Consider the following 20,161-nt stretch of genomic DNA (forward strand, 5'->3'; position numbering starts at 1 on the left):
TACACCGCGCCCTTTTTTGTTACCGGTTTTCAAGCGCGCGCTTCAAAGCGCCGGCTGCGTGTGAGGTGGTTCGGTCGTGCTCGGCGAGCCGTTTTCCATATGGCCGCACAGGCGGCGGCCCCAGTTGCTCAGGCCGGAGACCGTGGCCTGCAGGTCATACCAGTTGTTGCTGCTGCTGAGGTTCCATGTATCGCTGACATTACCGCCGGCAGGCACGGTGTAGGTGCGTACATCCGATGAGTTGTAGCCGTTGGTGACCGTCATCGTGCAACTGCTGGTGCCTGCATTGCTCATGGTCAGCTCCACGGTGCCTGCGCTGGCGTTATAACTGATGGCCGTTTCGGGCATCACTGACGCCGATACCCCGCTGCCCATCCATTTGCGCATGAAGCCGTTCGGGCCATGGACTTCGAGCGCGTAGACGCTGTCCGTGAAAACGTCGCATGTCCAATCGTCAGAATAGCTGTCGGCTGCTCCGATGGTGTAGATCCACGGACCCTGTTCCGAAGCGTTGGTGCGATTCAAGCTGTAGGCATGGAACACGGCAGCCACGGCGGCCTGACTGCCGGAGGGGCCTACCGGGCTGCTGTTGTTGATGAAGTCGATGTAGTACTTGCCGGTCGAGACATTGAGGCTGCCCTGGGCATCGATAATGTAAGGCAGAGCCGCTGCTGGGCAGACACCCGCTGCACCTGTCGGCATGGTTTGCTTGGTCGGCACCGTCGGGGCGGGATTGTCATCACATTCCGTGGTCGATGTTGCCACGTAGGTCGAGGTCGAAGGCAGGCTTGGCCAGATGGTATTGGTGTTGCTGAAATTGAACGCGGAGAAAAGATTGCCGCAAACCGCGCGACGCCACGCGCTGATGTTAGGTTCGGTCACGCCCGTCACAAGCTCAAGGAATTGCAGCACCGAGGTGTGGTCGAACACCTGTGAGCACACCTGGGGACCCGTAGTCGGTGAGGGCGACACGGTCCACGGCGAAATAATGATCATCGGCACGCGGTAACCGAGGCCGATCGGGGAAGCGCTGATAGTGTCGCCGCTTTCGTTGACGGTGGAGATTTCTCCCGTCGTGCTGACGGTGGAATAGCCGGACACCACGACGTTGTCCGCGGTGCTGGTGGCAGGGACGGGCGGTGGCATGTGATCGAAGAAGCCGCCGTTTTCGTCGTAATTGAGAATAAAGACGGTGCTGGCGTACACGGTGGGATTGGAGGCCAGTGCCGCGAGCAGTTGCGCGGTGAGGTTTTCACCATCCGGCGGCTGATAGTCCGGATGCTCGGACAAGGTGCTCGGCGCGACGATCCACGACACAGTCGGCAACGTGTTGTTGGTGACGTCGTTCTGGAACGCGGTAACGATGCTCGAAACCGTCGCCATGCCGTTGGTATACAGCGGCGAGGTGGTTGACGCGTTCATGAAGTTGGCGAACCACTCCAACGGGTTGTCGTCGAAGTTGTCGCTCTCCTGATACACCTTCCAGCTGACGCCCGCATCTTGCAGACGTTCGGCGTAAGTGGTCCATGTCAGACCTGCGCTCGGCTGCGTATCATCGAGCTGCACCGGTGTGTAATTCACCGAAAGGCCATTGCTGCCGGTAAACAGCATGAGGCGATTGGGGTTGGTATCGGTGAGCGTGGAGCAATAGTAGTTGTCGCAGATGGTGAAGTTTTCGGCCAATGCGTAGTAGAACGGAAGGTCGCTGCTGTTGTAGAAACCCATCCCCATACCCGCCGTGCGCGACGTGTTCCAGGCGTTGAATTTCATTTGGTTGTTGATCGCCAGGTCGTCGGTATAGCCAAATGCCGACGCATTGACGCAGGTGGAGCTGGTCGTTGCCATGGGCATATGGAACGGCAGCATGTATTCGGTAGTCGGGCTGGACGTGCTGGTGGGCTGATACCACACGTTATTACCGGTCGTTGTACTGCTGGGCAGCGGATGCGGCACTGGGTCGTTGAAACCGCGCACGCCAGCCAAGCTGCCGAAGTAATGGTCGAATGAGCGATTCTCTTGCATGAAAATCACGACGTGCCGCACGTCGCTGATAGTGCCGCCCGATGTGACCGTCGATGCCGCCATGGCCTGACGGATGGTCGGTGGCAGCATCGACAGTGCCGTCAGTCCACCCGCCGCGCCTGCCGTCATCTTCAGGAATCGGCGACGCTTGATATCGTCAATCTCGCTCATACACGCTCCCCACACAATTGCCGGCCCACGCCAGCCCTGCATAGCTCAGCGCAAGGCTGTTGCAGTGCATTGCCAATAGAGGGTCAGGAGCTAGACACGAAGTGGATGGGTGTCTGGTCTTGTTGGTTGTTGTCGACAAGTGGGGGACGGGTTCACGTTGTCGTCACGACATCAGGTGGGATCCGTTCGTGACTTCTTGATGGCGAAAGGGGACGTGGCAAAAAAATCCCGGCCTGAGCCGGGATGTGCAAGGCATCGCAACATCTGCATGGAGGCGATGCAAAGATGTGCTGTGTTGGATTTCAGCGGAAACTGATCGCCGTACGGCCAGCCCAGTTGACGAAGTCGTCGTAGGCAACCCGCTGCCGTTGACCGCCGACGCCGGCAGGCCAGGGATCGCGCACCAGCAAGGTGAAGTTGTTGGTGTCGTCATAGCCATACACCACGTAATAGTGGATGGCAGAACCGATGATGACGATATTCCCGCTGTCGATATCAGCGCGAAAATTGCCAGGCGTGTAGTTGTTTTGCAGGCGGCCGTTGATGGCTGCGTGATTGACGGCACCGTAGCTATTGCGAATCAGCTGAACCTGCTCGCTATTGAGATTGGCTCCGCCGTTTTCCTGTTCGCCGCTGAGCAGGTCGTCGAAAACGGCATCGTTCCATTGGGCGAACGTCGGCGGCGCCTGGGCGGCAACCAATTGCATCAGGCTGGCGCGTGCAATGGCGTACTGGCTGGGGGCGCCCAGTCCGTAATAGTTGCGTGCCATCAGTTCTGCGGCGGCGAAGCACCAAGCCGGCGTTTCCTGAGCAATCAGGGCGGGAGGATTGGTAACAGTCTTGGGCATGGGCGTGTCTCCGTTAAGGGTGTACACGCAAGGACGCCTCGCTGCGGCAGATGTGAACGCCAAAAAAAATCCCGGCCGGAGCCGGGATGTTTCGATGCATGGCATCGCAGAGGTTGGCAGTGGGTCGAATCACCAGTGATAGATCACTTTGGTGTAATAGTAGCGCCCATTGAAGCCGTCGGGTGAAAATTCTGAATACGGAATGGTGCCGTTGTTGTTATTGGCGGCGATCACCTTGTCCGGATAACTGTTGGTGGCATTGTCCACACCGAGCGTGAAGGTCCAGTTGTCGAGGTTGTAGCTGCCAGCCACATCGAGCACCCATTGCGGGCTGAAGATCTGATTGAGCAGATACGATTCGTTGCTGTACGCGGTGAAACTGCCATAACGGGTCAGGTTGCCGTTGAAGACCCAGTGACCGATCTTGTAGTTCTCGTTGAAGATCAGCTTGCTGCGCGGCGTGGAATTGGCGAGCAGGCCACGGATATCGCGGTAGCTCACGCGCTCCAGCTCCAACCCTAGCGCCTGCAATTGTGGCGGATTGGGTGCCACGCCGGTGACCTGGGTGCGGTTGTAGTTGTAGCTGAGCGTGCTGTCGAGCACGCCGGCGTTGCCGAAGTCAGACCGGTAACTGGCCACCAGATCGCCACCCTGGGTCTTGGTATCCACCGCGTTGGTGAAGTACTGCGCCGAGCTGTAGGCCACGTTGCTGATGCCGTTGGCGGCGAGGTAATCCACCACCACCGGATCGTTCAAGCCGCTCAGCGTGCTGGAGAGCACGATGCGGTTGTAGATCTGGATCTGGTAGATATCGAAGGTCAGCGTCAGCGGGTCGATCGGATTGAAGACGGCGCCGATGGTGTAGTTATGCGATTTCTCTGGCTTCAACGCCTGTGCGCCAAGCAACTGTGCCACCGGATTGCTGACCGGCAGCAGGCCGGTCTGATAGATGCCCGGCGTAACACCCGGTCCGGCGCTGCTGGGTGTGAGGTAGAGCGAACCGATCTGCGAATAGTCTTCCTGCGCCAGCGACGGCGCGCGGAAGCCGGTCGATGCGCTGGCGCGCAGCGCGAAGCGGTCGGTAAAGTCGTAACGCGCGGCCAGAGCGCCCGAGACCGTGTTGCCGAAGTCGTTGTAGTCCTCGTGGCGCACGGAGATCGACGTACCGAGCTTGTCCGTGAGGTTGGTTTCCAGGCTCACGTACTGCGCGACATCGCTGCGACTCCATGAACCCGTATTTACCGGGCTGTAGCCGCTGAAGCCCTGCGCGCCACCGCTTACGCCCGAGGTGCCCACGTAATACGAATCCGGATCGCCTGCGCTGATGCTGTAGGTATCGCGCTGGTACTCCGCACCGAACGCCAGCGTCACTGGATTGGGCAGCCAGCTGGGCGAGAAATCTTTGGCGATGTCGACGTCCGCCACCTGTTGCGCCGCCGAGACAATGCCGTCGAAGAAGCTGCTCGGCGTATAGCCGAAGTCGTGCAGGTAGGCGTAGTTGGCGCTGTGGATGGTGTCGAGTGATACACGGTTGCCGCCGTAGTTGGCGCTCACATCCCAGCGCCAGCCGCTTTCCGTTGTACCGCGCACGCCGGCGACCAGCGCCTGGTCGGTGCTGTGGGCCTGCAGCAGCGGCTGATAGCCTTCGGGATAGATCGCGCTCAGCAGCGAATTGACCGACGACGGGTAGCCATACGGATTGCGATACAGCTCATCGGAAATCGCATCGCGCTCGTGATAGCTGCCGAAGGCATAAAACTGCACGTTCTTGGTGATGTCGTATTGCGAGTTGAGGAACAGGTTGTGCTGGCTGACGGAGGGATCGCCGAACACCTGCTTTTCACCCAATTGCGGGTAACGCACGTCGACACCGCCGTGGTTGGTTGGGTCTTGGTGTCCGTCATCCAGACTGATGCGCAACCAGCCTTTGTCGCCACTGAGCGGAATGCCAAAGTTGGCCGAGCCTTGCCATTGATTGCCGCCGCCACGCTGATAACGACCACCATCCAGCTCGACCGAACCGCCGTCGGCACCATGTTTGAGGATGATATTGATCACGCCAGCGATCGCATCGGAACCGTATTGTGCGGACGCGCCGTCGCGCAGCACTTCGATATGGTCGATCGCGGAAAGCGGGATGGTGTTCAGATCCACCGGCGCCGAGCCGCGGCCGATGGTGCCGTCGGTATTGATCAGCGCGCTGGAATGCCAGCGCTTGCCATCCACCAGAACGAGCACTTCATCCGGCGAAAGGCCGCGCAACTGCACGGGGCGCTGCGAATCCGTGGTGTCAGTGGCGGCCGGGCGCGGGAAATTCAACGACGGAATCAGGCGGGCGAGCGCAGTAGACAGTTCACTGGTACCGGTGCTCTGCAATGCTGAGGCAGGCACTACGTCAATCGGCGAGAGCGAGCTGCTGTCAGTGCGGTTCTGCGCGCGCGTACCGGTCACGATCACCGCTTGCAGATTCTTGGTATTCGAGGAGGAGGGAGGAGTCTGCGTAGCATCCTGCGCCGCCGCCGTCGTGGCGAGCGCTAACAGCAGAGCAGTAGTGAGCGATGTCTTGGTATAGGTAACGAGACGAGCCTTGCCTTTCTTCATTAGCGAATTTCCCCTAAGCACATGATTGCTGCATAGCAACAATTTCAGGTTAGTGACAATTGGATTCCGGGGCAACCGATGATTAGGCGTCTAAAAGTCCAAATGGGAATATCCATATTGAACATGCATTTACCTGCATGTTTACGATGGGCTGCGGGCTGCCCACGGCCGATCTAACGGCAAAGCGCAAGTTCGTTCGCTCAACCTCCCCGGCGCGAGCATGCGTGCTCGTCATGTGTAGGTGGTGTGTAGGAGGGGCCGCATTCGGGCTAGGCGCATGGGGAGGCAGGCACTAAGATGCCCCCGCCTAGGTGACTGCCGGCGTGGTGTCGGTGGTTGAAACGGGAATCCGGTGACAACGTGCCCACTGCACGGACATACCGGAGCTGCCCCCGCAACGGTAGGCGAGCAACGCGATCCCCACGTCGCCACTGTGCCGGGTGCACGGGAAGGCGGGGATCGGAAGGACCCTTCTTCCTTCGCTCGCAAGCCCGGAGACCGGCCCAGGCGATCACCGGACGGCGGAGGGCCAGGACGGGAACCGCTGCGCCATCAGCCGGTGCCGTTTCCTTCCGCTATCCGACCGGCCCATGGGCCGCTGCGTGAAGGAGCATTATCGTTATGAAGCCTTTGTCCCGATCGATGTCCATCGGTCTGTTTCTGCTGCTGACCTTGCTGATGGTCACCACGCGCTTCAAGCATTTCGGCGATGCCCTGCATCTGCCCGATGCGTCCATGGCGGTGTTCTTTCTGGGCGGCTTGTACTTGCGCAGGCACCTTGCCTTCGTGTGCTTCGTGCTGCTGGCCGTATTGCTGGACTACGTTTCGATCCACTACGCCGGCATCAGCGATTTCTGTGTAACCGCCGCCTACGCCTTTCTGCCGCTGGCTTATGCCGCACTCTGGTACGGCGGTCGCCTGTATGCCGGGGAACTTGGCAGTAATCTGCGTTCGTTGCTCGGCGCGTTGGTGGTCGCGCTGGCGTGTGCAGCGCTGTCCTTTGCCATCTCCAACGGTTCCTTCTACTGGCTAGGTGGCCGTTACGCGCAGCCCCACATGGCCGAATACCTCCAGCGCCTCTGGCAATGGGGTCCTTTGTTCGTGCGCACCACGTTGAGCTACGTCGCCGTAGCCTTGCTGATTCATCTTGGCTTGTCGCGGCTTGCCAATAACCAGAACGTTACGCGAGTACAAGCATGAGCGACCAGCCAACAAAAGATGCGATGACGCCGGAAGAACGGCATCGCGAGCGCATGCAGCGCAAGAAGGAGCTGGTCGATCGCAAGATCGCTCGCGCCACCATCGATCGTGGTGTGTTGGTGGTGAACACCGGTAATGGCAAGGGCAAGAGCTCATCCGGATTCGGCATGCTTGCACGCTCGCTGGGGCATGGCTTCAAGTGTGGCGTGGTGCAGTTCATCAAGGGCACGTTCTCAACCGGCGAAGAAGCCTTCTTTCGCCGCCTCGCCGGTGATCAGCTGGATTACTACGTGATGGGTGAAGGCTTTACCTGGGAAACGCAGGACAAGGCGCGCGATATCGCTGCAGCGCAGGCCGCATGGAAGATCGCTGCTGGCATGCTGGCCGATCCCGCCTATGACTTTGTACTGCTCGATGAACTCAATATCGCGCTGGTGAAGCAATACGTGCAGTTGGAACAGGTGCTGGAAGCGGTCGCTGCGCGTCCGCCGCGGCAGCATGTGGTGATTACCGGGCGTGGCGCGCCGAATGGACTGATTGCGGTGGCCGATACGGTGACCGAGATGCGGGTGGTCAAGCATGCGTTCGAAGCAGGCATCAAGGCGCAGAAGGGTGTGGAGTTGTGAGGAGAGTTGTTCTGCCTCAAAGCCATCATTCCCACTTTCGCGGGAATGACGGTTTTGCGTATAAGGGGCCTTTACTATGAGCGTGTCGTTAACGCACGACTGCCCAGCGCTATTGATCTCGGCCCCCGCGTCCGGCCAAGGCAAAACCTCAGTCACCGCCGCGCTCGCACGCTGGCATACGCAACAGGGTCGCCGCGTGCGCGTGTTCAAGACCGGACCGGATTTCCTCGATCCGATGGTGCTTGCTCGCGCCGCAGGGTCACCGGTCTACCAGCTCGATCTATGGATGTGCGGCGAGTCCGATGTGCGCCTGCGCCTGCACAAGGCCGCCGCATCGGCAGACTTGATCCTGGTGGAAGGCGTGATGGGGTTGTTCGACGGCGATCCATCAAGCGCAGATCTCGCGCAGCAACTCGGTTTGCCGGTGATGGCGGTGATTGACGGTTCCGCCATGGCTCAGACATTTGGCGCGTTGGCTTGTGGATTAGCTGCCTATCGCGAAGGATTATCTTTCTACGGCGTGGCTGCCAATCGTATTGGTAGTGCTTATCACGCGCAGTTGTTGAAGGAGAGCGTGCCATCATCGATGCATTGGCTCGGTGCGTTGCCGCGCGACGCATCGCTGGCGCTGCCGGAACGGCATCTAGGCCTGGTGGCAGCGGCAGAGCTGGCGGATATCGATCAGCGGCTCGACGTGCTGGCCGATGCTTGGGCGTTGCACGCCAGTACCGTGCTTCCACCACCGGTCGCTTTCGAAGCGTCTGCAACGTCGCCTGTTCCCGCTCTGTTGCAAGGTCAGCGTATTGCCGTTGCGCGCGATGCGGCGTTCTGTTTTCTCTATCAAGCCAATCTCGACCTGCTGGCTCAGGCAGGCGCATCGCTCCATTTCTTTTCACCACTCGCGGGCGATGCGTTGCCGGAATGCGATGCAATCTGGCTGCCAGGTGGCTATCCAGAGCTTCATCTGGAGACGCTGTCAAAACAGCAAAATCTGCATACGGCCTTGCGTGCACATCGCGATGCGGGCAAGCCGATCCTCGCCGAATGCGGAGGTCTGCTGTTTGCATTGGAGTCCCTGGCAGACCGCGACGGCCACGAAGCGCCGATGGCCGGACTGTTGCCAGGACGCGCCGCCGTGCAGCCGCGCCTGGCCGCGTTGGGTCTGCAAGGTGTCGACCTGCCCGAAGGGACTTTGCGCGGTCACACCTTCCATTACGCGCACGCTTCAATCGAGACGCAGCCGCTTGCGCATGCGGTCAATCCGAACAAAGGTCCTGGCCAGGAAGCGGTGTATCGGGACCGCCGGCTCACTGCGAGCTTCGTGCATTTTTATTTTCCATCGAACCCGCTGGCAGCGTTGCACTTGTTCCTGCCATGAGCATGGTGTTGGCCATGTGGGTGGCGGTATGTGTCGACGCATGGTTGGGAGAGCCGCGTGGTGTGCATCCACTGGTGTTGTTTGGCCGCTTGTCAGCGCTGATTGAAACTCACCTGCATGCTGACCGACGTATTGCCGGTGTGCTGGCCTGGTCATTGGCCGTGTTACCGCTGGTGTGCGTGTTGTGGATGGTGCAGCGATTCCTGCCGGCTTGGTCATCGTGGTGTGTATCGGTGCTGGTGCTTTATCTGACGATTGGTCTGCGCAGTTTGGGCGAGCATGCGACGCCGGTGGCTGATGCGCTGGCTGGCGATCGGCTGGATGATGCGCGCCGCGCCGTAGGGCACATGGTGAGTCGGGATACTGAAGCGCTGAACGCCAGCCAGGTCGCTGCAGCGGCTACCGAATCCGTGTTGGAGAATGGCAACGATGCCGTGTTCGGTGCGCTGTTCTGGTTCGTCCTATTGGGTGCGCCGGGAGCGTTGCTCTACCGGTTGGCCAATACACTGGATGCGATGTGGGGTTATCGCACACCGCGTTACGAAAACTTTGGTTGGGCGGCCGCAAGGATCGATGATGTGCTGAATTTTGTGCCAGCGCGATTGACCGCGTTCACCTATGCTTTGTGCGGACATTTCGATGCCGCCCTGCGTTGTTGGCGCACACAGGCACCGCAATGGGATAGTCCCAATGCCGGTCCCGTGATGGCGGCTGGCGCTGGCGCTTTGCGCGTGTCACTGGGTGGTGCTGCGCCCTATCATGGTGTCTGGGAAGTGCGTCCGGAACTGGGCGAGGGCGATTTGCCGGATGCTGTGTCGATTCGCCGCGCGCTCAGCCTGGTGCGTCGCGGTGTCGCGCTTTGGTTATTTGTCGCCTTGCTGCTTGCCGCTTCGATGTATGGTGGCGCGCATGCTTGAGCATGGTGGGCGTTTGCAACGTGCAGCGCACGAGTACGGCATTCCATTGGCGCAGTGGCTGGACCTTTCCACTGGCATCAGTCCGTTTGGATGGCCGATTCCTGCCATTCCTTCGTCGGCATGGCAGCGTTTGCCTGAAGACGATGATGGATTGATCGATGTCGCCCGCGCCTATTACGAAGCGCCGCACGTGTTGCCGGTGGCTGGCTCGCAAGCAGCCATCCAGGCTTTGCCATTGCTTCGTTCAAGGTCACGCGTGGGTATTATCGCGCCGGGTTATGCGGAGCATGCACATGCGTGGCGGCGAGCAGGGCATGACGTGACATGTCTTCCGGCTGATGCGTTGTTGGCAAACGCTGCGCAATGGGATGTCCTTGTATTGATCCACCCCAATAATCCAGGTGGCGAGCGTTTTCGGGCGGAAGATCTGCTGCGCATTCATGACGCATTGATGGCCCGTGGCGGTTGGCTGCTGGTGGATGAGGCCTTTATGGATGTCACGCCGCAGGACAGTCTTTGCCGCTACACGGATCGTGATGGGTTGATCGTGTTGCGTTCGGTCGGGAAATTTTTTGGCTTGGCCGGCGCGCGCGCCGGTTTTGTCTGCGCCGCGCCACAGTGGCTTGAAGCGTTGCGGGAAAAACTCGGGCCATGGACCATGAGTGGGCCAACGCGTTATGTGTTGCAGAAGGCGCTCGCTGATTGTCCTTGGCAGGCGGCCGCACGCGTACGCCTGGACACGGTCAGTCGCCGATTGTCAGCGTTGCTCGCCAAGCATGGTCTTGGACCCACGACAGGATGCGGATTGTTTCAATGGTGCTTGCGCGAAGATGCTTTGTCGCTGCATCGTGGCTTGGCCAAGCGCGGCATTCTCACTCGTCTGTTCGATACGCCACCGAGCCTGCGCTTCGGTTTGCTTCCCGATGAAGCTGCCTTTCAACGGCTGGATGTGGCGCTTGCGGAGGTGTTGCGATGAGCGCAGGAGTGCTGATGGTGCAGGGTTGCACCTCCGATGCCGGCAAAAGTGCACTTGTCACCGCGCTATGCCGATGGGCGAAGCGTCGTGGCTCGCGGGTTGCGCCATTCAAGCCACAGAACATGGCGTTGAATTCGGCAGTGACTGTCGATGGTGGCGAGATTGGCCGCGCCCAGGCCGTACAGGCGCAGGCCTGCGGGTTGGAACCGCAGGTCGATTTCAATCCGGTGCTGCTCAAACCCAATAGTGATATCGGTGCGCAGGTGATCGTGCATGGGCATGCGGTCGCGGAGATGGACGCGCGCAACTATCACGAGTACAAGCGCCGCGCCTTCGATGCGGTAATGGCTTCGCATCGGCGTCTGGTGGATGCCTATGATGCGGTGATCGTTGAGGGCGCAGGCAGCCCGGCCGAAATCAATTTGCGCGATCGCGACATTGCCAATATGGGATATGCCGAGGCGGTTGATTGTCCGGTGTTGCTGATTGCCGACATTGACCGTGGCGGCGTATTCGCGCATCTGGTCGGTACACTCGCGCTGCTGTCGGCGAGCGAGCGGGCGAGGGTGGTGGGTTTTGTCATCAACCGTTTTCGAGGTGATCTCGCTCTGCTTCAGCCAGGGCTGGATTGGCTGGAACGCGAAACCGGCAAGCCCGTGCTTGGCGTGCTGCCGTATCTGCATGGATTGCATCTGGAGGCCGAGGATGCCTTGCCGCGCGAACGCGACAGCAAACCCGATGCCTTGTTGCGCGTAGCGATACCGGCATTGCCGCGCATCAGCAATCACACCGATTTCGATGCGTTGCGCGCTCATCCGCAAGTGGATCTGCATATCGTGGGGCCGGGCGAAAAGCCGCCGGCCTGCGACCTGATCATTTTGCCGGGTTCCAAATCCACCCGTGCCGATCTCGCCTGGTTACGCGCGCAGGGTTGGGATGCGGCCATTGCACGTCATCTTCGTTATGGCGGCAAACTGATCGGCATCTGCGGCGGTTTGCAGATGCTTGGGCGTGCCGTGCACGATCCGATGGGCATCGAAAGTGAACCCGGCTCCAGCGATGGCCTGGGCTGGCTGGAACTGGAAACGACACTGGAACTGCAGAAGCAATTGCACCGCGTGCGTGGACACCTTGCTTTCAGCGATGCGCGCGTGCGTGGCTACGAAATTCATTGCGGCGTCAGTTACGGGCCGGCGCTGGCAGCGCCTTTTGCTCAGCTCGACGGCGGTCGCAGCGATGGGGCGCTATCGGCGGACGGCCAGATCATCGGTACCTACTTGCATGGCGTGTTCGACGATCCGCAGGCCCTGCACGCGCTGTTGCAATGGGCCGGTTTGCGCGACCCCACAGCCGTGGATGTGCACGCCTTACGCGAAGCGAGCATCGAGCGGCTGGCCGATGCAGTCGACACGCATCTGGATACTGTTACGCTTGCATCCTTGCTGGGAGTTCATTCATGCGCACCCTGATCCTCGGCGGCGCCCGTTCCGGAAAAAGCACGCTGGCGGAACGCTTGGCTGTCGAAAGCGGCCGGGAGCTGGTGTATGTCGCCACCGCGCAGGCGGGCGACGAGGAAATGGCGGCACGCATTGCGCATCACCGAGCGCGTCGCTCCACACAATGGTTATGTGTCGAAGAGTCGTTACAGCTCGCCACCGTATTGCGCCAGCACGCGCGTGAAGATCGCTGCCTGCTGGTCGACTGCCTGACGTTATGGTTGAGTAATCTGCTTTGCGATGCTGATCCACAACATTTCCATCGCGAGTGGGATGCGCTGCTCGACGCGCTGCCGCATTTGCCTGGCGAAGTGCTGATGGTCAGCAACGAAGTCGGCATGGGCATCATTCCCGTGGGCGCTTTATCGCGGCGCTTCGTCGATGAAGCCGGACGCTTGCATCAATCTATCGCCGCCGTGAGCGAACGCGTGTTGTTCGTTGCGGCAGGTTTGCCCTTGGTCTTGAAAGGAACTTTGTCATGAGTCTCGACTGGCTCTCTGCGCCGTGCGTCCAGCCTGATGCGGCGATGGCCGAAGCGGCGCGCGCGCATCAATTGCAACTGACCAAGCCGCCGGGCTCGCTCGGTCAGCTCGAAGTGCTGGCGATACAGCTGGCATCGTTGCAGCGCACGCCGAAGCCGTCGGTGGATCGGGTGTGGATCAGTGTCTTTGCCGGGGATCATGGCGTTGCCGATGAAGGGGTGTCCGCCTTTCCGCAAGTGGTGACCGGTGAGATGGTGCGTAACTTCGCTAGTGGCGGTGCAGCGATCAGCGTGTTGGCGCGTGCGCTGGAAGCGAATCTGGAAGTGGTGAACCTCGGTACGGTGAATGATCCTGGCGAGATTCCCGGCGTACGCCGCGCCATCATTGCCCCGTCGACGGCCAATTTTTGCCTCGCGCCGGCCATGACGCCAGCGCAGTTTGAGGCCGCGTTGACGGTGGGCGCGGAAAGCGTCCAGGCCGCAAAAGCCGCGGGTGCACAACTGTTTATCGGTGGTGAAATGGGCATCGCCAACACGACCGCTGCGGCGGCTGTGGCGAGTGCGTTGCTGGACGAACCGCCGTCGTGCCTCGCCGGTGCGGGTACCGGCCTGAATGCTGAAGGTATCCGTCACAAGGTGAGCGTGCTTGAGCGCGCGTTGGCGCTGCATGCTGGCGCAGATACCGCGCTTGAGCGGCTGCGTTGTCTGGGCGGGTTCGAGATCGCCGCGTTGGCGGGCGCTTATGTCGCCGCCGCGCAAGCGGGGCTGCCGGTGCTAGTGGATGGATTCATCACTACCACGGCCGCCATGGTTGCCGTTGCATTTCAACCCGACGTGCGTCCTTGGTTGCTGTTCGCACATCGTTCGAAGGAGCATGGACATGCACGAGTGCTGCAGGCGCTGGCTGCCGAACCGGTGATCGATCTGGGCTTGCGCCTGGGCGAAGCGAGTGGCGCGGCCGCAGCAGTGCCGCTGCTGCGTCTGGCCTGCGCTTTGCACAATGGCATGGCCACATTTGAGCAGGCGGGTGTATCGAACGCATGAGCGCTCAGATTGAACTCCTGCGCCACGGCGATACCGGCCAGCGCAGCTATCGCGGTCAGTTGGACGATGCGCTGAGCGAACAGGGCTGGGGGCAATTGCGTGCGGCCGTGGAAGGGCGATCCTGGGATCGCATCGTGTCTTCCTCGCTGCAGCGCTGCGCCGCCTTTGCGCAGGAACTCGCTCATGCGCGCGAGCTGCCATTGCGTCTGGATGCGCGGTTGGCGGAATACCATTTCGGTCACTGGCAAGGCGTGCCGATCGAGCAGATTGCGCAGGAGCAGGGCGATGCGCTGGCACGCTTCTGGGCTGATCCGGTAACGTGCCCACCACCCGGCGGGGAAACTTTCGCAGCATTTCGCGATCGGTTAACTGTCGCGCTGGATGACATCGCGGCCGAAGCGGTGGGTCAACGCGTATTGGTGATCACTCATGGAGGCGCGATTCGTTTGCTGCGCTGTCTGGTCGAACAACGGAGTTACGGTGACATGGCCGGCATCGACGTGCCGCACGCCTCGCTGCACCGTTTGCCATGGCGTGGGGTGGTAACAGCCTGATGCGCGGTTTGCTGGTCGCCCTTGGCTTTTTGACCCGCCTGCCGGTGCCGATGGGCGCGTTTGACGATACCCGCGCCCGCTCCGCTTCGCTGGTCTGGTATCCGTTGGTGGGCCTCCTGATCGGCTTGATGCTGGGGGCGCTGGCGTGGCTGTTGCGCGATACGCCCTCCTTGCTCACGGCGGCCATGGTCGTGCTGGCGTGGGTGGCATTGACCGGGGCGCTACATCTGGATGGCCTGGCCGATAGCGCCGATGCCTGGGTCGGCGGTCTCGGCGACCGTGAGAAGACGCTGGCGATCATGAAGGATCCGCGCTGCGGGCCTTTCGGTGTGTTGGCGATCGTGCTGGCGGTATTGCTGAAGTTCGCCGCTGTCGCCAGCCTGCACGCGGCGCCGTGGACGGAGCTGATCCTCGCGCCACTGCTGGCGCGGGCCAGCCTGGTTGCCCTGTTCCTCACCACGCCTTACGTACGCGGTGGCGGTCTGGGGGCGGCGTTGTCGAGTGCACCGCGTAACGCCTGCGCGGTGGCCATCGCGATCAGTGCCGGGTTCTGTCTGCTTGGCCGTTGGCACGGGGTCATTGCCCTGGCGGTGGCCGCGGTGGTGTTTGGCCTATGGCGTGCGGCATGCCTGAAACGCTTGGGTGGCATCACTGGCGATACGGCCGGGGCGCTGGCGGAGATGATCGAGGTGGCAGTGCTGGTGGCGCTGACCGTGCGGTGAGCGGCGTCTTGCGTAGAATTGATCAGAGCATCCCTAGCCCCAATAATGGTGGGCTGCCATAGGCTGAAGGCTCGTGGCGCTGTCGAGAGTGTTTGCTATGCCCATCTACGAATTTCAGTGCAACGCCTGCGGCCACCGCTTCGATCGGCTGCAGAAGATATCCGATCCCGATCCGGTCGCTTGCCCGGATTGCGGCCAGCCCCAGGTGCAGCGGCAACTGAGCGCACCACAGTTCCGGCTGTCCGGTGGCGGCTGGTACGAAACCGATTTTAAGAAGGACGGCGACAAGAAGCGCAATCTGGCCGGTGATGGCTCGGCAGCCAAGTCCGGCGATAGCGCGGCGGCGCCCGCGAAAACGGAAACCAAGCCGGCGGCGGCTTCCAGCACTGAGTGATGCAGCTAATTTCCGTTTGATGGTAGTCATTGCGGGATCTCCATCCCGTCGTCCCGGCGAAGGCCGGGACCCAGCGTCTTTGGCTCTGACCGTACACCCTGAAAGTCACTGGGTCCCGGCCTTCGCCGGGACGACGGGCGTGGGGTTTCCTACAAGCCTGAGAGAAGCCGAAGCGCCAGCAGTGTTAAGATTCCGGGCCTTTTCCACGTTCATTCGCCGCCCAGGCGGCCCGGAGTTCCCTTTCGTATGCGCACGCACTACTGCGGCCTTATCAATGAGTCGCTGGTCGGCCAGACCGTTACCCTGTGCGGTTGGGTCAATACCCTTCGCCTGCAGAGCCACGTCGCCTTCGTCGATTTGCGCGACCATGAGGGTATCGCTCAGGTGGTGGTCGAGCGGGAGAATGCAGCCGCCTTCGCCGTGGCCGGTGAGCTGGGCTATGAGTACTGCGTGCGTGTGACCGGCAGCATCCGCAAGCGTCTGTCCGCGAATGACAAGCTCAAGACCGGCACGGTCGAACTGCTGGCTGAGAAAGTGGAGATTCTCAACGCCGCGAAGGATCTACCGTTCGCGCTGCATGAGAACCCGAACGAGGACATGCGGATGACCTACCGCTACCTCGACCTGCGCCGTCCCGAGATGCAGACCATGATGCGCACGCGCATCAAGCTGGTGCAGGCGCTGCGCCGCTACCTCGATGCGCGCGGTTTCCAGGACATCGAAACGCCGATTCTCACCAAGGCCACGCCAGAAGGTGCGCGTGACTATCTGGTGCCCAGCCGCGTGCATCCGGGCCAGTTCTACGCGTTGCCGCAGTCGCCGCAGCTGTTCAAGCAAATCCTGATGATGGCCGGCTTCGATCGCTACTATCAGATCGCCCGCTGTTTCCGCGATGAAGACCTGCGCGCTGATCGCCAACCGGAATTCACCCAGCTCGACCTCGAATTTGCCTTCGTTGAAGAGAAGGACGTGCAGGATTTCGTGGAAGGTCTGATTCGCCACGTGTTCAAGGAAGTAGTGAACGTGGAGCTGGATGCCGTATTCCCACGCATGACCTGGGAAGAGGCGATGCGCCGCTTCGGCTCGGACAAGCCCGACCTGCGCATTGCGCTGGAACTGGTTGATGTGGTCGATGCGCTGAAGCACGTCGAATTCAAGGTGTTTGCCGAACCGGCCAACGATCCTGCCGGCCGCGTTGCCGCGCTACGTCTGCCGGGCGGTGCATCACTGAGTCGCAAGGAGATCGACCAGCTCACCGAGTACGTCGCCAAATATGGCGCGAAGGGCTTGGCATGGATCAAAGTGGAAGATCTCACCAAAGGCCGCGAAGGCGTCAACTCACCGGTGGCAAAGTTCCTTGATGACGCAGCACTCGATGCCGTGCTCAAGGCCACTGGCGCGCAATCGGGCGACATGATTTTCGTGGGCGCCGGCAAGTGGAAGACAGTGACCGATTTCATGGGCGCGCTGCGCTTGAAGGTCGGCAAGGATCGTGGCTTGGTCGAAAACAGCTGGAAGCCGCTGTGGGTGACCGATTTCCCGATGTTCGAATACGACGAAGAAGAAAAGCGCTTTGTCGCCTTGCACCACCCCTTTACCGCGCCCAAGGTGGACGATATCGCCGATTTGCGCGCCAACGCCGCGAACTCAGTGAGCCGCGGCTACGACATGGTGGTCAACGGTAATGAAATCGGCGGTGGTTCCATCCGTATCCATCGTCCCGACATGCAGAGCGCGGTGTTCGAGCTGCTCGGCATCGGCGCGGAAGAGGCGGAGATGAAGTTCGGCTTCCTGCTCAAGGCGCTGAAGTTCGGCGCGCCGCCGCATGGTGGCTTGGCCTTCGGTATCGACCGCATCGCGGCATTGATGGCCGGTACCGAATCGATCCGCGACGTGATTGCCTTCCCGAAGACCACCAGTGCACAGGATCTGATGACCGATGCCCCGTCGGTGGTGAGTGAAGCCCAGCTCAAGGAGCTTCACGTGGCAGTTTCCAAGACGGACACTGCCAAAGCCTGATGTACACCTCCTCTCCCTTCGGGGAGGGGATTGAGGTGACGGGGCACCTAGCGGCCAGATTGGAAATCCATGACCGAACACATCATCCTGCTGCACGGCCTGTGGATGCGCGGCTTCGCGCTGGGCCTGCTGCATCGGCGCCTGATGGAAGAAGGGTTCCGCGTCCATCGCTTCGACTACATGAGTGTTGCGGCGACGCAAGAGCGCATTCTGGCCCGCCTGCATGCGGGCATGGTGGAGTGCGCACCCGAGAACGTGCATCTGGTCGGCCACAGTCTTGGCGGCCTGTTGGCGTTGCGGGCTTGTCTGGAGCCAGGCGAGCTGCCGCCGGGACGGATCGTCTGCCTCGGCTCCCCGCTCAAGGGCAGCGCCGCTGCCCGTGCGTTTGCCAATTGGGGAGGGCGCGGTGGAGAGGTGCTGTTGGGCCATAACCGCTCGTTGCTGGAGCAGGGGCTGGAGTCGTGGTCCGGCCCTCGTGAGGTGGGCGTGATCGCTGGCCGCATGCCGATCGGCCTGGGTGCCATGCTTGGCCACATAGCCGGGGAGCACGATGGCACGGTCGCCGTGGAGGAGACCAGCCTGCCGGGCCTGACCGACCATTGCGTGGTCGAGACCAGTCATACCGGCCTGCTGCTCTCGGCCGAGGTGACCCGGCTGACCACCCGGTTCCTACGCGAGGGAAAGTTCGGTCCCGTCCCATAGCGCAAAGCGCGGGCTGCCGAGATATTTCCCGCAATGCAGTAAAATCCCCCGTTTTCCACTTTCCAGACCCCAATCAGGAATCGCCATGGGTAGAGGTCCGTCCATCGAAGGCCGCAAGAACGCCGAAGACGCCAAGCGCGCCAAGGTGTTCACCAAGCTGATCCGTGAAATCACCGTCGCTACGCGTGCCGGCGTGGCGGATCCGAACCTCAACCCGCGCCTGCGCGCGGCGGTGGACAAGGCGCTGGGCGCCAACATGTCCAAGGACACCATCGAACGCGCGATCAAGCGCGGCTCGGGCGCCGATGGTGGCGCCAAGATGGAAGAGCTGCGCTACGAGGGTTATGGCCCGGCTGGCATCGCGCTGATCATCGAATGCTTCACGGATAATCCGACCCGCACCGTCGCCGACGTACGCCACGCGCTGACCAAGCACGGCGGCAACCTCGGTACCAGTGGTTCGGTGGCGTTTCAGTTCACGCGCTGCGGTGAGCTGGTCTTCGCGACGGGTGGAAACACGGCAGCAGAAGAAAAGCTGTTCGAGGCGGCACTCGACGCGGGTGCCGATGACGTGATCAACGAAAACGGCGAGAGCGCCGTGATCTGCGCACCGGAAAATTTCGAATCAGTGCAGCAGAAGTTGATCGAAACCGGTTTGGACGCGCAGCATGCTGGCGTGGTGATGCGTCCGAACAGTCGCACCGCCGTCACCGGCGAAGCGCTCGAAACGCTCACCGATCTGCTGGAAAAGCTCGATGCGCTCGACGACGTGAGCGAGGTGTATCACAACGCCTTGCTGCCGGCCGATGCAGCGTAAGGTGACAGTGGTTGTGACAGTTACCGCGCAATGATTCGCATCATTGGCATCGACCCTGGCAGTCTGCGGACGGGCATCGGCATTGTCGACGTCGATGCGGCTGGCAAGCTGTCACATGTTTTTCATGATGCTCTGGTCGTGGCGGGTGAAGAAAACTTCCCGCTGCGGCTGAAATGCATTTTTGAAGGCCTTAGCGACATCATCGCCACCCATCGTCCAGTCGAATGTGGCATCGAGCGTGTATTCATGGCGCGCAATGCCGATTCTGCGCTTAAACTCGGGCAGGCACGCGGCGCCGCCATTTGCGCCGTGGTCAATCGGGGGATTGCCGTGCACGAATACGCAGCAACTGAAGTAAAGAAGGCCGTGGTGGGTAGCGGCCGCAGCGACAAAACGCAGGTACAGCACATGATCGGCGTATTGCTTGGACTGAAAGGGCCGATCCAGGCCGACGCGGCTGATGCACTCGCCGTCGCCGTGGCGCATGCGCATACTCGTTCCAGCCTTGAACGGGTGGGTATTCCGCGCACCGCATGGAGGCGCCGCCGATGATCGGCCGACTTAGAGGCATTCTGGTTTCAAAGCAGCCGCCTTGGCTGCTGGTAGAGGTCGGTGGTGTGGGCTATGAGCTGGAAGCGCCCATGTCCACCATCTACGACCTGCCGGCGACAGGCAAGGAAGTCATCTTGCTGACCCATTATGCCGTCAAAGAAGACAGCGTTGCGCTCTATGGTTTTCTGCATGAATCGGAGCGCACCTTGTTTCGCAATCTGCAGAAAGTAAGCGGCATCGGCGCGAAGATTTCGCTGGCCGTGCTGTCCGGTGTTTCCACCCAGGAATTCGCGAGGCTGGTGCACGCGGGTGACGTAGTGGCGCTGACTAAGATTCCAGGCATTGGCAAGAAGACGGCCGAACGCATCGTGGTGGAACTGCGCGATCGCGTGGATGGTCTTGGCGCCAGCGTGCCCGGTTTCGCGACCACGTCGGATGCACCGCTCGATCCCGCCGCTGAAGCCACCGTGGCGCTGCAACAGCTTGGGTATAAGCCGGCTGAAGTCACCCGACTGGTGCAAAAAGTCGCCGCTACCGGCGACAGCGCCGAAACCATTATCCGCAAGGCGCTGCGCGCCGCACTCGGGAGTTAATTCGTGGGTCACGACATTAATCAGGGCATGAGCGAGGGCGAACTCCGC

19 protein-coding genes and 1 riboswitch are annotated in these 20,161 nt (G+C 61.1%); of the genes, 16 read left to right on the forward strand and 3 right to left on the reverse strand.

Translation table 11 applies throughout. From position 1 onward, the window contains the following. Nucleotides 1-42: 42 nt before the first annotated feature. The 3 genes from ISN74_RS02870 to ISN74_RS02880 all read right to left on the reverse strand — a co-directional run bounded on the left by ISN74_RS02870 (nucleotide 43) and on the right by ISN74_RS02880 (nucleotide 5,642). Nucleotides 43-2,193: a phosphocholine-specific phospholipase C gene (locus ISN74_RS02870; protein ID WP_188797216.1), complete on the reverse strand. Its 2,151-nt coding sequence runs from the start codon at nucleotides 2,191-2,193 to the stop codon at nucleotides 43-45. Nucleotides 2,194-2,495: 302 nt separating this feature from the next. Beyond that, nucleotides 2,496-3,041: a cysteine peptidase family C39 domain-containing protein gene (locus ISN74_RS02875; protein WP_188797218.1), complete on the reverse strand. Its 546-nt coding sequence runs from the start codon at nucleotides 3,039-3,041 to the stop codon at nucleotides 2,496-2,498. 129 nt (nucleotides 3,042-3,170) lie between these two features. Next, on the reverse strand, nucleotides 3,171-5,642 hold the full coding sequence (locus tag ISN74_RS02880) for a TonB-dependent receptor plug domain-containing protein (RefSeq protein ID WP_188797220.1): 2,472 nt from the start codon (nucleotides 5,640-5,642) through the stop codon (nucleotides 3,171-3,173). 292 nt (nucleotides 5,643-5,934) lie between these two features. After that, nucleotides 5,935-6,163: riboswitch (cobalamin riboswitch) on the forward strand. A 100-nt stretch (nucleotides 6,164-6,263) separates the two neighbouring features. Between ISN74_RS02880 and ISN74_RS02885 the strand changes: the two genes are divergently transcribed. The 16 genes from ISN74_RS02885 to ruvA all read left to right on the forward strand — a co-directional run bounded on the left by ISN74_RS02885 (nucleotide 6,264) and on the right by ruvA (nucleotide 20,113). Then, entirely contained in the window at nucleotides 6,264-6,842 is a 579-nt protein-coding gene (locus tag ISN74_RS02885; protein ID WP_188797222.1) for a hypothetical protein, read from the forward strand. A 23-nt stretch (nucleotides 6,843-6,865) separates the two neighbouring features. After that, nucleotides 6,866-7,468: a cob(I)yrinic acid a,c-diamide adenosyltransferase gene (gene cobO, locus ISN74_RS02890; RefSeq protein ID WP_203546751.1), complete on the forward strand. Its 603-nt coding sequence runs from the start codon at nucleotides 6,866-6,868 to the stop codon at nucleotides 7,466-7,468. Nucleotides 7,469-7,544: 76 nt separating this feature from the next. After that, nucleotides 7,545-8,846 carry a cobyrinic acid a,c-diamide synthase CobB gene (locus ISN74_RS02895; RefSeq protein WP_188797225.1) on the forward strand — a complete coding sequence of 434 codons (1,302 nt, stop codon included), beginning with the start codon at nucleotides 7,545-7,547 and terminating at the stop codon, nucleotides 8,844-8,846. After that, nucleotides 8,843-9,763 (forward strand): adenosylcobinamide-phosphate synthase CbiB, encoded by a 921-nt coding sequence (cbiB, locus tag ISN74_RS02900; RefSeq protein ID WP_188797227.1) that lies wholly within the window; start codon nucleotides 8,843-8,845, stop codon nucleotides 9,761-9,763. Before ISN74_RS02895 ends, cbiB begins: the two co-directional genes overlap by 4 nt. Further along, nucleotides 9,756-10,739 (forward strand): threonine-phosphate decarboxylase CobD, encoded by a 984-nt coding sequence (cobD, locus tag ISN74_RS02905; protein ID WP_188797229.1) that lies wholly within the window; start codon nucleotides 9,756-9,758, stop codon nucleotides 10,737-10,739. Before cbiB ends, cobD begins: the two co-directional genes overlap by 8 nt. After that, on the forward strand, nucleotides 10,736-12,208 hold the full coding sequence (locus ISN74_RS02910) for a cobyric acid synthase (protein WP_188797231.1): 1,473 nt from the start codon (nucleotides 10,736-10,738) through the stop codon (nucleotides 12,206-12,208). The genes cobD and ISN74_RS02910 overlap by 4 nt, the downstream gene beginning before the upstream one ends. Next, entirely contained in the window at nucleotides 12,196-12,717 is a 522-nt protein-coding gene (gene cobU / locus ISN74_RS02915) for a bifunctional adenosylcobinamide kinase/adenosylcobinamide-phosphate guanylyltransferase (protein WP_188797233.1), read from the forward strand. Before ISN74_RS02910 ends, cobU begins: the two co-directional genes overlap by 13 nt. Next, entirely contained in the window at nucleotides 12,714-13,760 is a 1,047-nt protein-coding gene (cobT, locus tag ISN74_RS02920; RefSeq protein WP_188797235.1) for a nicotinate-nucleotide--dimethylbenzimidazole phosphoribosyltransferase, read from the forward strand. Before cobU ends, cobT begins: the two co-directional genes overlap by 4 nt. After that, on the forward strand, nucleotides 13,757-14,314 hold the full coding sequence (locus ISN74_RS02925; protein ID WP_188797237.1) for a histidine phosphatase family protein: 558 nt from the start codon (nucleotides 13,757-13,759) through the stop codon (nucleotides 14,312-14,314). The genes cobT and ISN74_RS02925 overlap by 4 nt, the downstream gene beginning before the upstream one ends. After that, nucleotides 14,311-15,036: an adenosylcobinamide-GDP ribazoletransferase gene (locus ISN74_RS02930; protein WP_188799473.1), complete on the forward strand. Its 726-nt coding sequence runs from the start codon at nucleotides 14,311-14,313 to the stop codon at nucleotides 15,034-15,036. The genes ISN74_RS02925 and ISN74_RS02930 overlap by 4 nt, the downstream gene beginning before the upstream one ends. A 97-nt stretch (nucleotides 15,037-15,133) precedes the next feature. Beyond that, complete coding sequence (locus tag ISN74_RS02935; RefSeq protein WP_188797239.1) at nucleotides 15,134-15,430, forward strand: FmdB family zinc ribbon protein; 297 nt, start codon at nucleotides 15,134-15,136, stop codon at nucleotides 15,428-15,430. Between the two features lie 246 nt (nucleotides 15,431-15,676). Continuing rightward, nucleotides 15,677-17,449: an aspartate--tRNA ligase gene (gene aspS / locus ISN74_RS02940; protein WP_188797241.1), complete on the forward strand. Its 1,773-nt coding sequence runs from the start codon at nucleotides 15,677-15,679 to the stop codon at nucleotides 17,447-17,449. Nucleotides 17,450-17,518: 69 nt separating this feature from the next. Continuing rightward, nucleotides 17,519-18,151, forward strand: a complete 633-nt coding sequence (locus tag ISN74_RS02945) for an esterase/lipase family protein (protein ID WP_188797243.1) — start codon at nucleotides 17,519-17,521, stop codon at nucleotides 18,149-18,151. An 85-nt stretch (nucleotides 18,152-18,236) separates the two neighbouring features. After that, nucleotides 18,237-18,968, forward strand: coding sequence for a YebC/PmpR family DNA-binding transcriptional regulator (locus ISN74_RS02950; protein WP_188797245.1), 732 nt, complete (start codon nucleotides 18,237-18,239; stop codon nucleotides 18,966-18,968). Nucleotides 18,969-18,998: 30 nt separating this feature from the next. Then, nucleotides 18,999-19,520, forward strand: coding sequence for a crossover junction endodeoxyribonuclease RuvC (gene ruvC / locus ISN74_RS02955; RefSeq protein WP_188797247.1), 522 nt, complete (start codon nucleotides 18,999-19,001; stop codon nucleotides 19,518-19,520). Then, complete coding sequence (gene ruvA, locus ISN74_RS02960; protein WP_188797249.1) at nucleotides 19,517-20,113, forward strand: Holliday junction branch migration protein RuvA; 597 nt, start codon at nucleotides 19,517-19,519, stop codon at nucleotides 20,111-20,113. The genes ruvC and ruvA overlap by 4 nt, the downstream gene beginning before the upstream one ends. Nucleotides 20,114-20,161: the final 48 nt, after the last annotated feature.

This window comes from Dyella caseinilytica (assembly GCF_016865235.1).
In the GTDB taxonomy this organism is placed as follows: domain Bacteria; phylum Pseudomonadota; class Gammaproteobacteria; order Xanthomonadales; family Rhodanobacteraceae; genus Dyella_B; species Dyella_B caseinilytica.

What these genes read in the sequence shown, in the direction of transcription:
- ISN74_RS02870 (WP_188797216.1), bottom strand. Translation starts at nt 2,193, where the DNA reads ATGAGCGAGATTGACGATATCAAGCGTCGCCGATTCCTGAAGATGACG.
- ISN74_RS02875 (WP_188797218.1), bottom strand. Translation starts at nt 3,041, where the DNA reads ATGCCCAAGACTGTTACCAATCCTCCCGCCCTGATTGCTCAGGAAACG.
- ISN74_RS02880 (WP_188797220.1), bottom strand. Translation starts at nt 5,642, where the DNA reads ATGAAGAAAGGCAAGGCTCGTCTCGTTACCTATACCAAGACATCGCTC.
- ISN74_RS02885 (WP_188797222.1), top strand. Translation starts at nt 6,264, where the DNA reads ATGAAGCCTTTGTCCCGATCGATGTCCATCGGTCTGTTTCTGCTGCTG.
- cobO (WP_203546751.1), top strand. Translation starts at nt 6,866, where the DNA reads ATGACGCCGGAAGAACGGCATCGCGAGCGCATGCAGCGCAAGAAGGAG.
- ISN74_RS02895 (WP_188797225.1), top strand. Translation starts at nt 7,545, where the DNA reads ATGAGCGTGTCGTTAACGCACGACTGCCCAGCGCTATTGATCTCGGCC.
- cbiB (WP_188797227.1), top strand. Translation starts at nt 8,843, where the DNA reads ATGAGCATGGTGTTGGCCATGTGGGTGGCGGTATGTGTCGACGCATGG.
- cobD (WP_188797229.1), top strand. Translation starts at nt 9,756, where the DNA reads ATGCTTGAGCATGGTGGGCGTTTGCAACGTGCAGCGCACGAGTACGGC.
- ISN74_RS02910 (WP_188797231.1), top strand. Translation starts at nt 10,736, where the DNA reads ATGAGCGCAGGAGTGCTGATGGTGCAGGGTTGCACCTCCGATGCCGGC.
- cobU (WP_188797233.1), top strand. Translation starts at nt 12,196, where the DNA reads ATGCGCACCCTGATCCTCGGCGGCGCCCGTTCCGGAAAAAGCACGCTG.
- cobT (WP_188797235.1), top strand. Translation starts at nt 12,714, where the DNA reads ATGAGTCTCGACTGGCTCTCTGCGCCGTGCGTCCAGCCTGATGCGGCG.
- ISN74_RS02925 (WP_188797237.1), top strand. Translation starts at nt 13,757, where the DNA reads ATGAGCGCTCAGATTGAACTCCTGCGCCACGGCGATACCGGCCAGCGC.
- ISN74_RS02935 (WP_188797239.1), top strand. Translation starts at nt 15,134, where the DNA reads ATGCCCATCTACGAATTTCAGTGCAACGCCTGCGGCCACCGCTTCGAT.
- aspS (WP_188797241.1), top strand. Translation starts at nt 15,677, where the DNA reads ATGCGCACGCACTACTGCGGCCTTATCAATGAGTCGCTGGTCGGCCAG.
- ISN74_RS02945 (WP_188797243.1), top strand. Translation starts at nt 17,519, where the DNA reads ATGACCGAACACATCATCCTGCTGCACGGCCTGTGGATGCGCGGCTTC.
- ISN74_RS02950 (WP_188797245.1), top strand. Translation starts at nt 18,237, where the DNA reads ATGGGTAGAGGTCCGTCCATCGAAGGCCGCAAGAACGCCGAAGACGCC.
- ruvC (WP_188797247.1), top strand. Translation starts at nt 18,999, where the DNA reads ATGATTCGCATCATTGGCATCGACCCTGGCAGTCTGCGGACGGGCATC.
- ruvA (WP_188797249.1), top strand. Translation starts at nt 19,517, where the DNA reads ATGATCGGCCGACTTAGAGGCATTCTGGTTTCAAAGCAGCCGCCTTGG.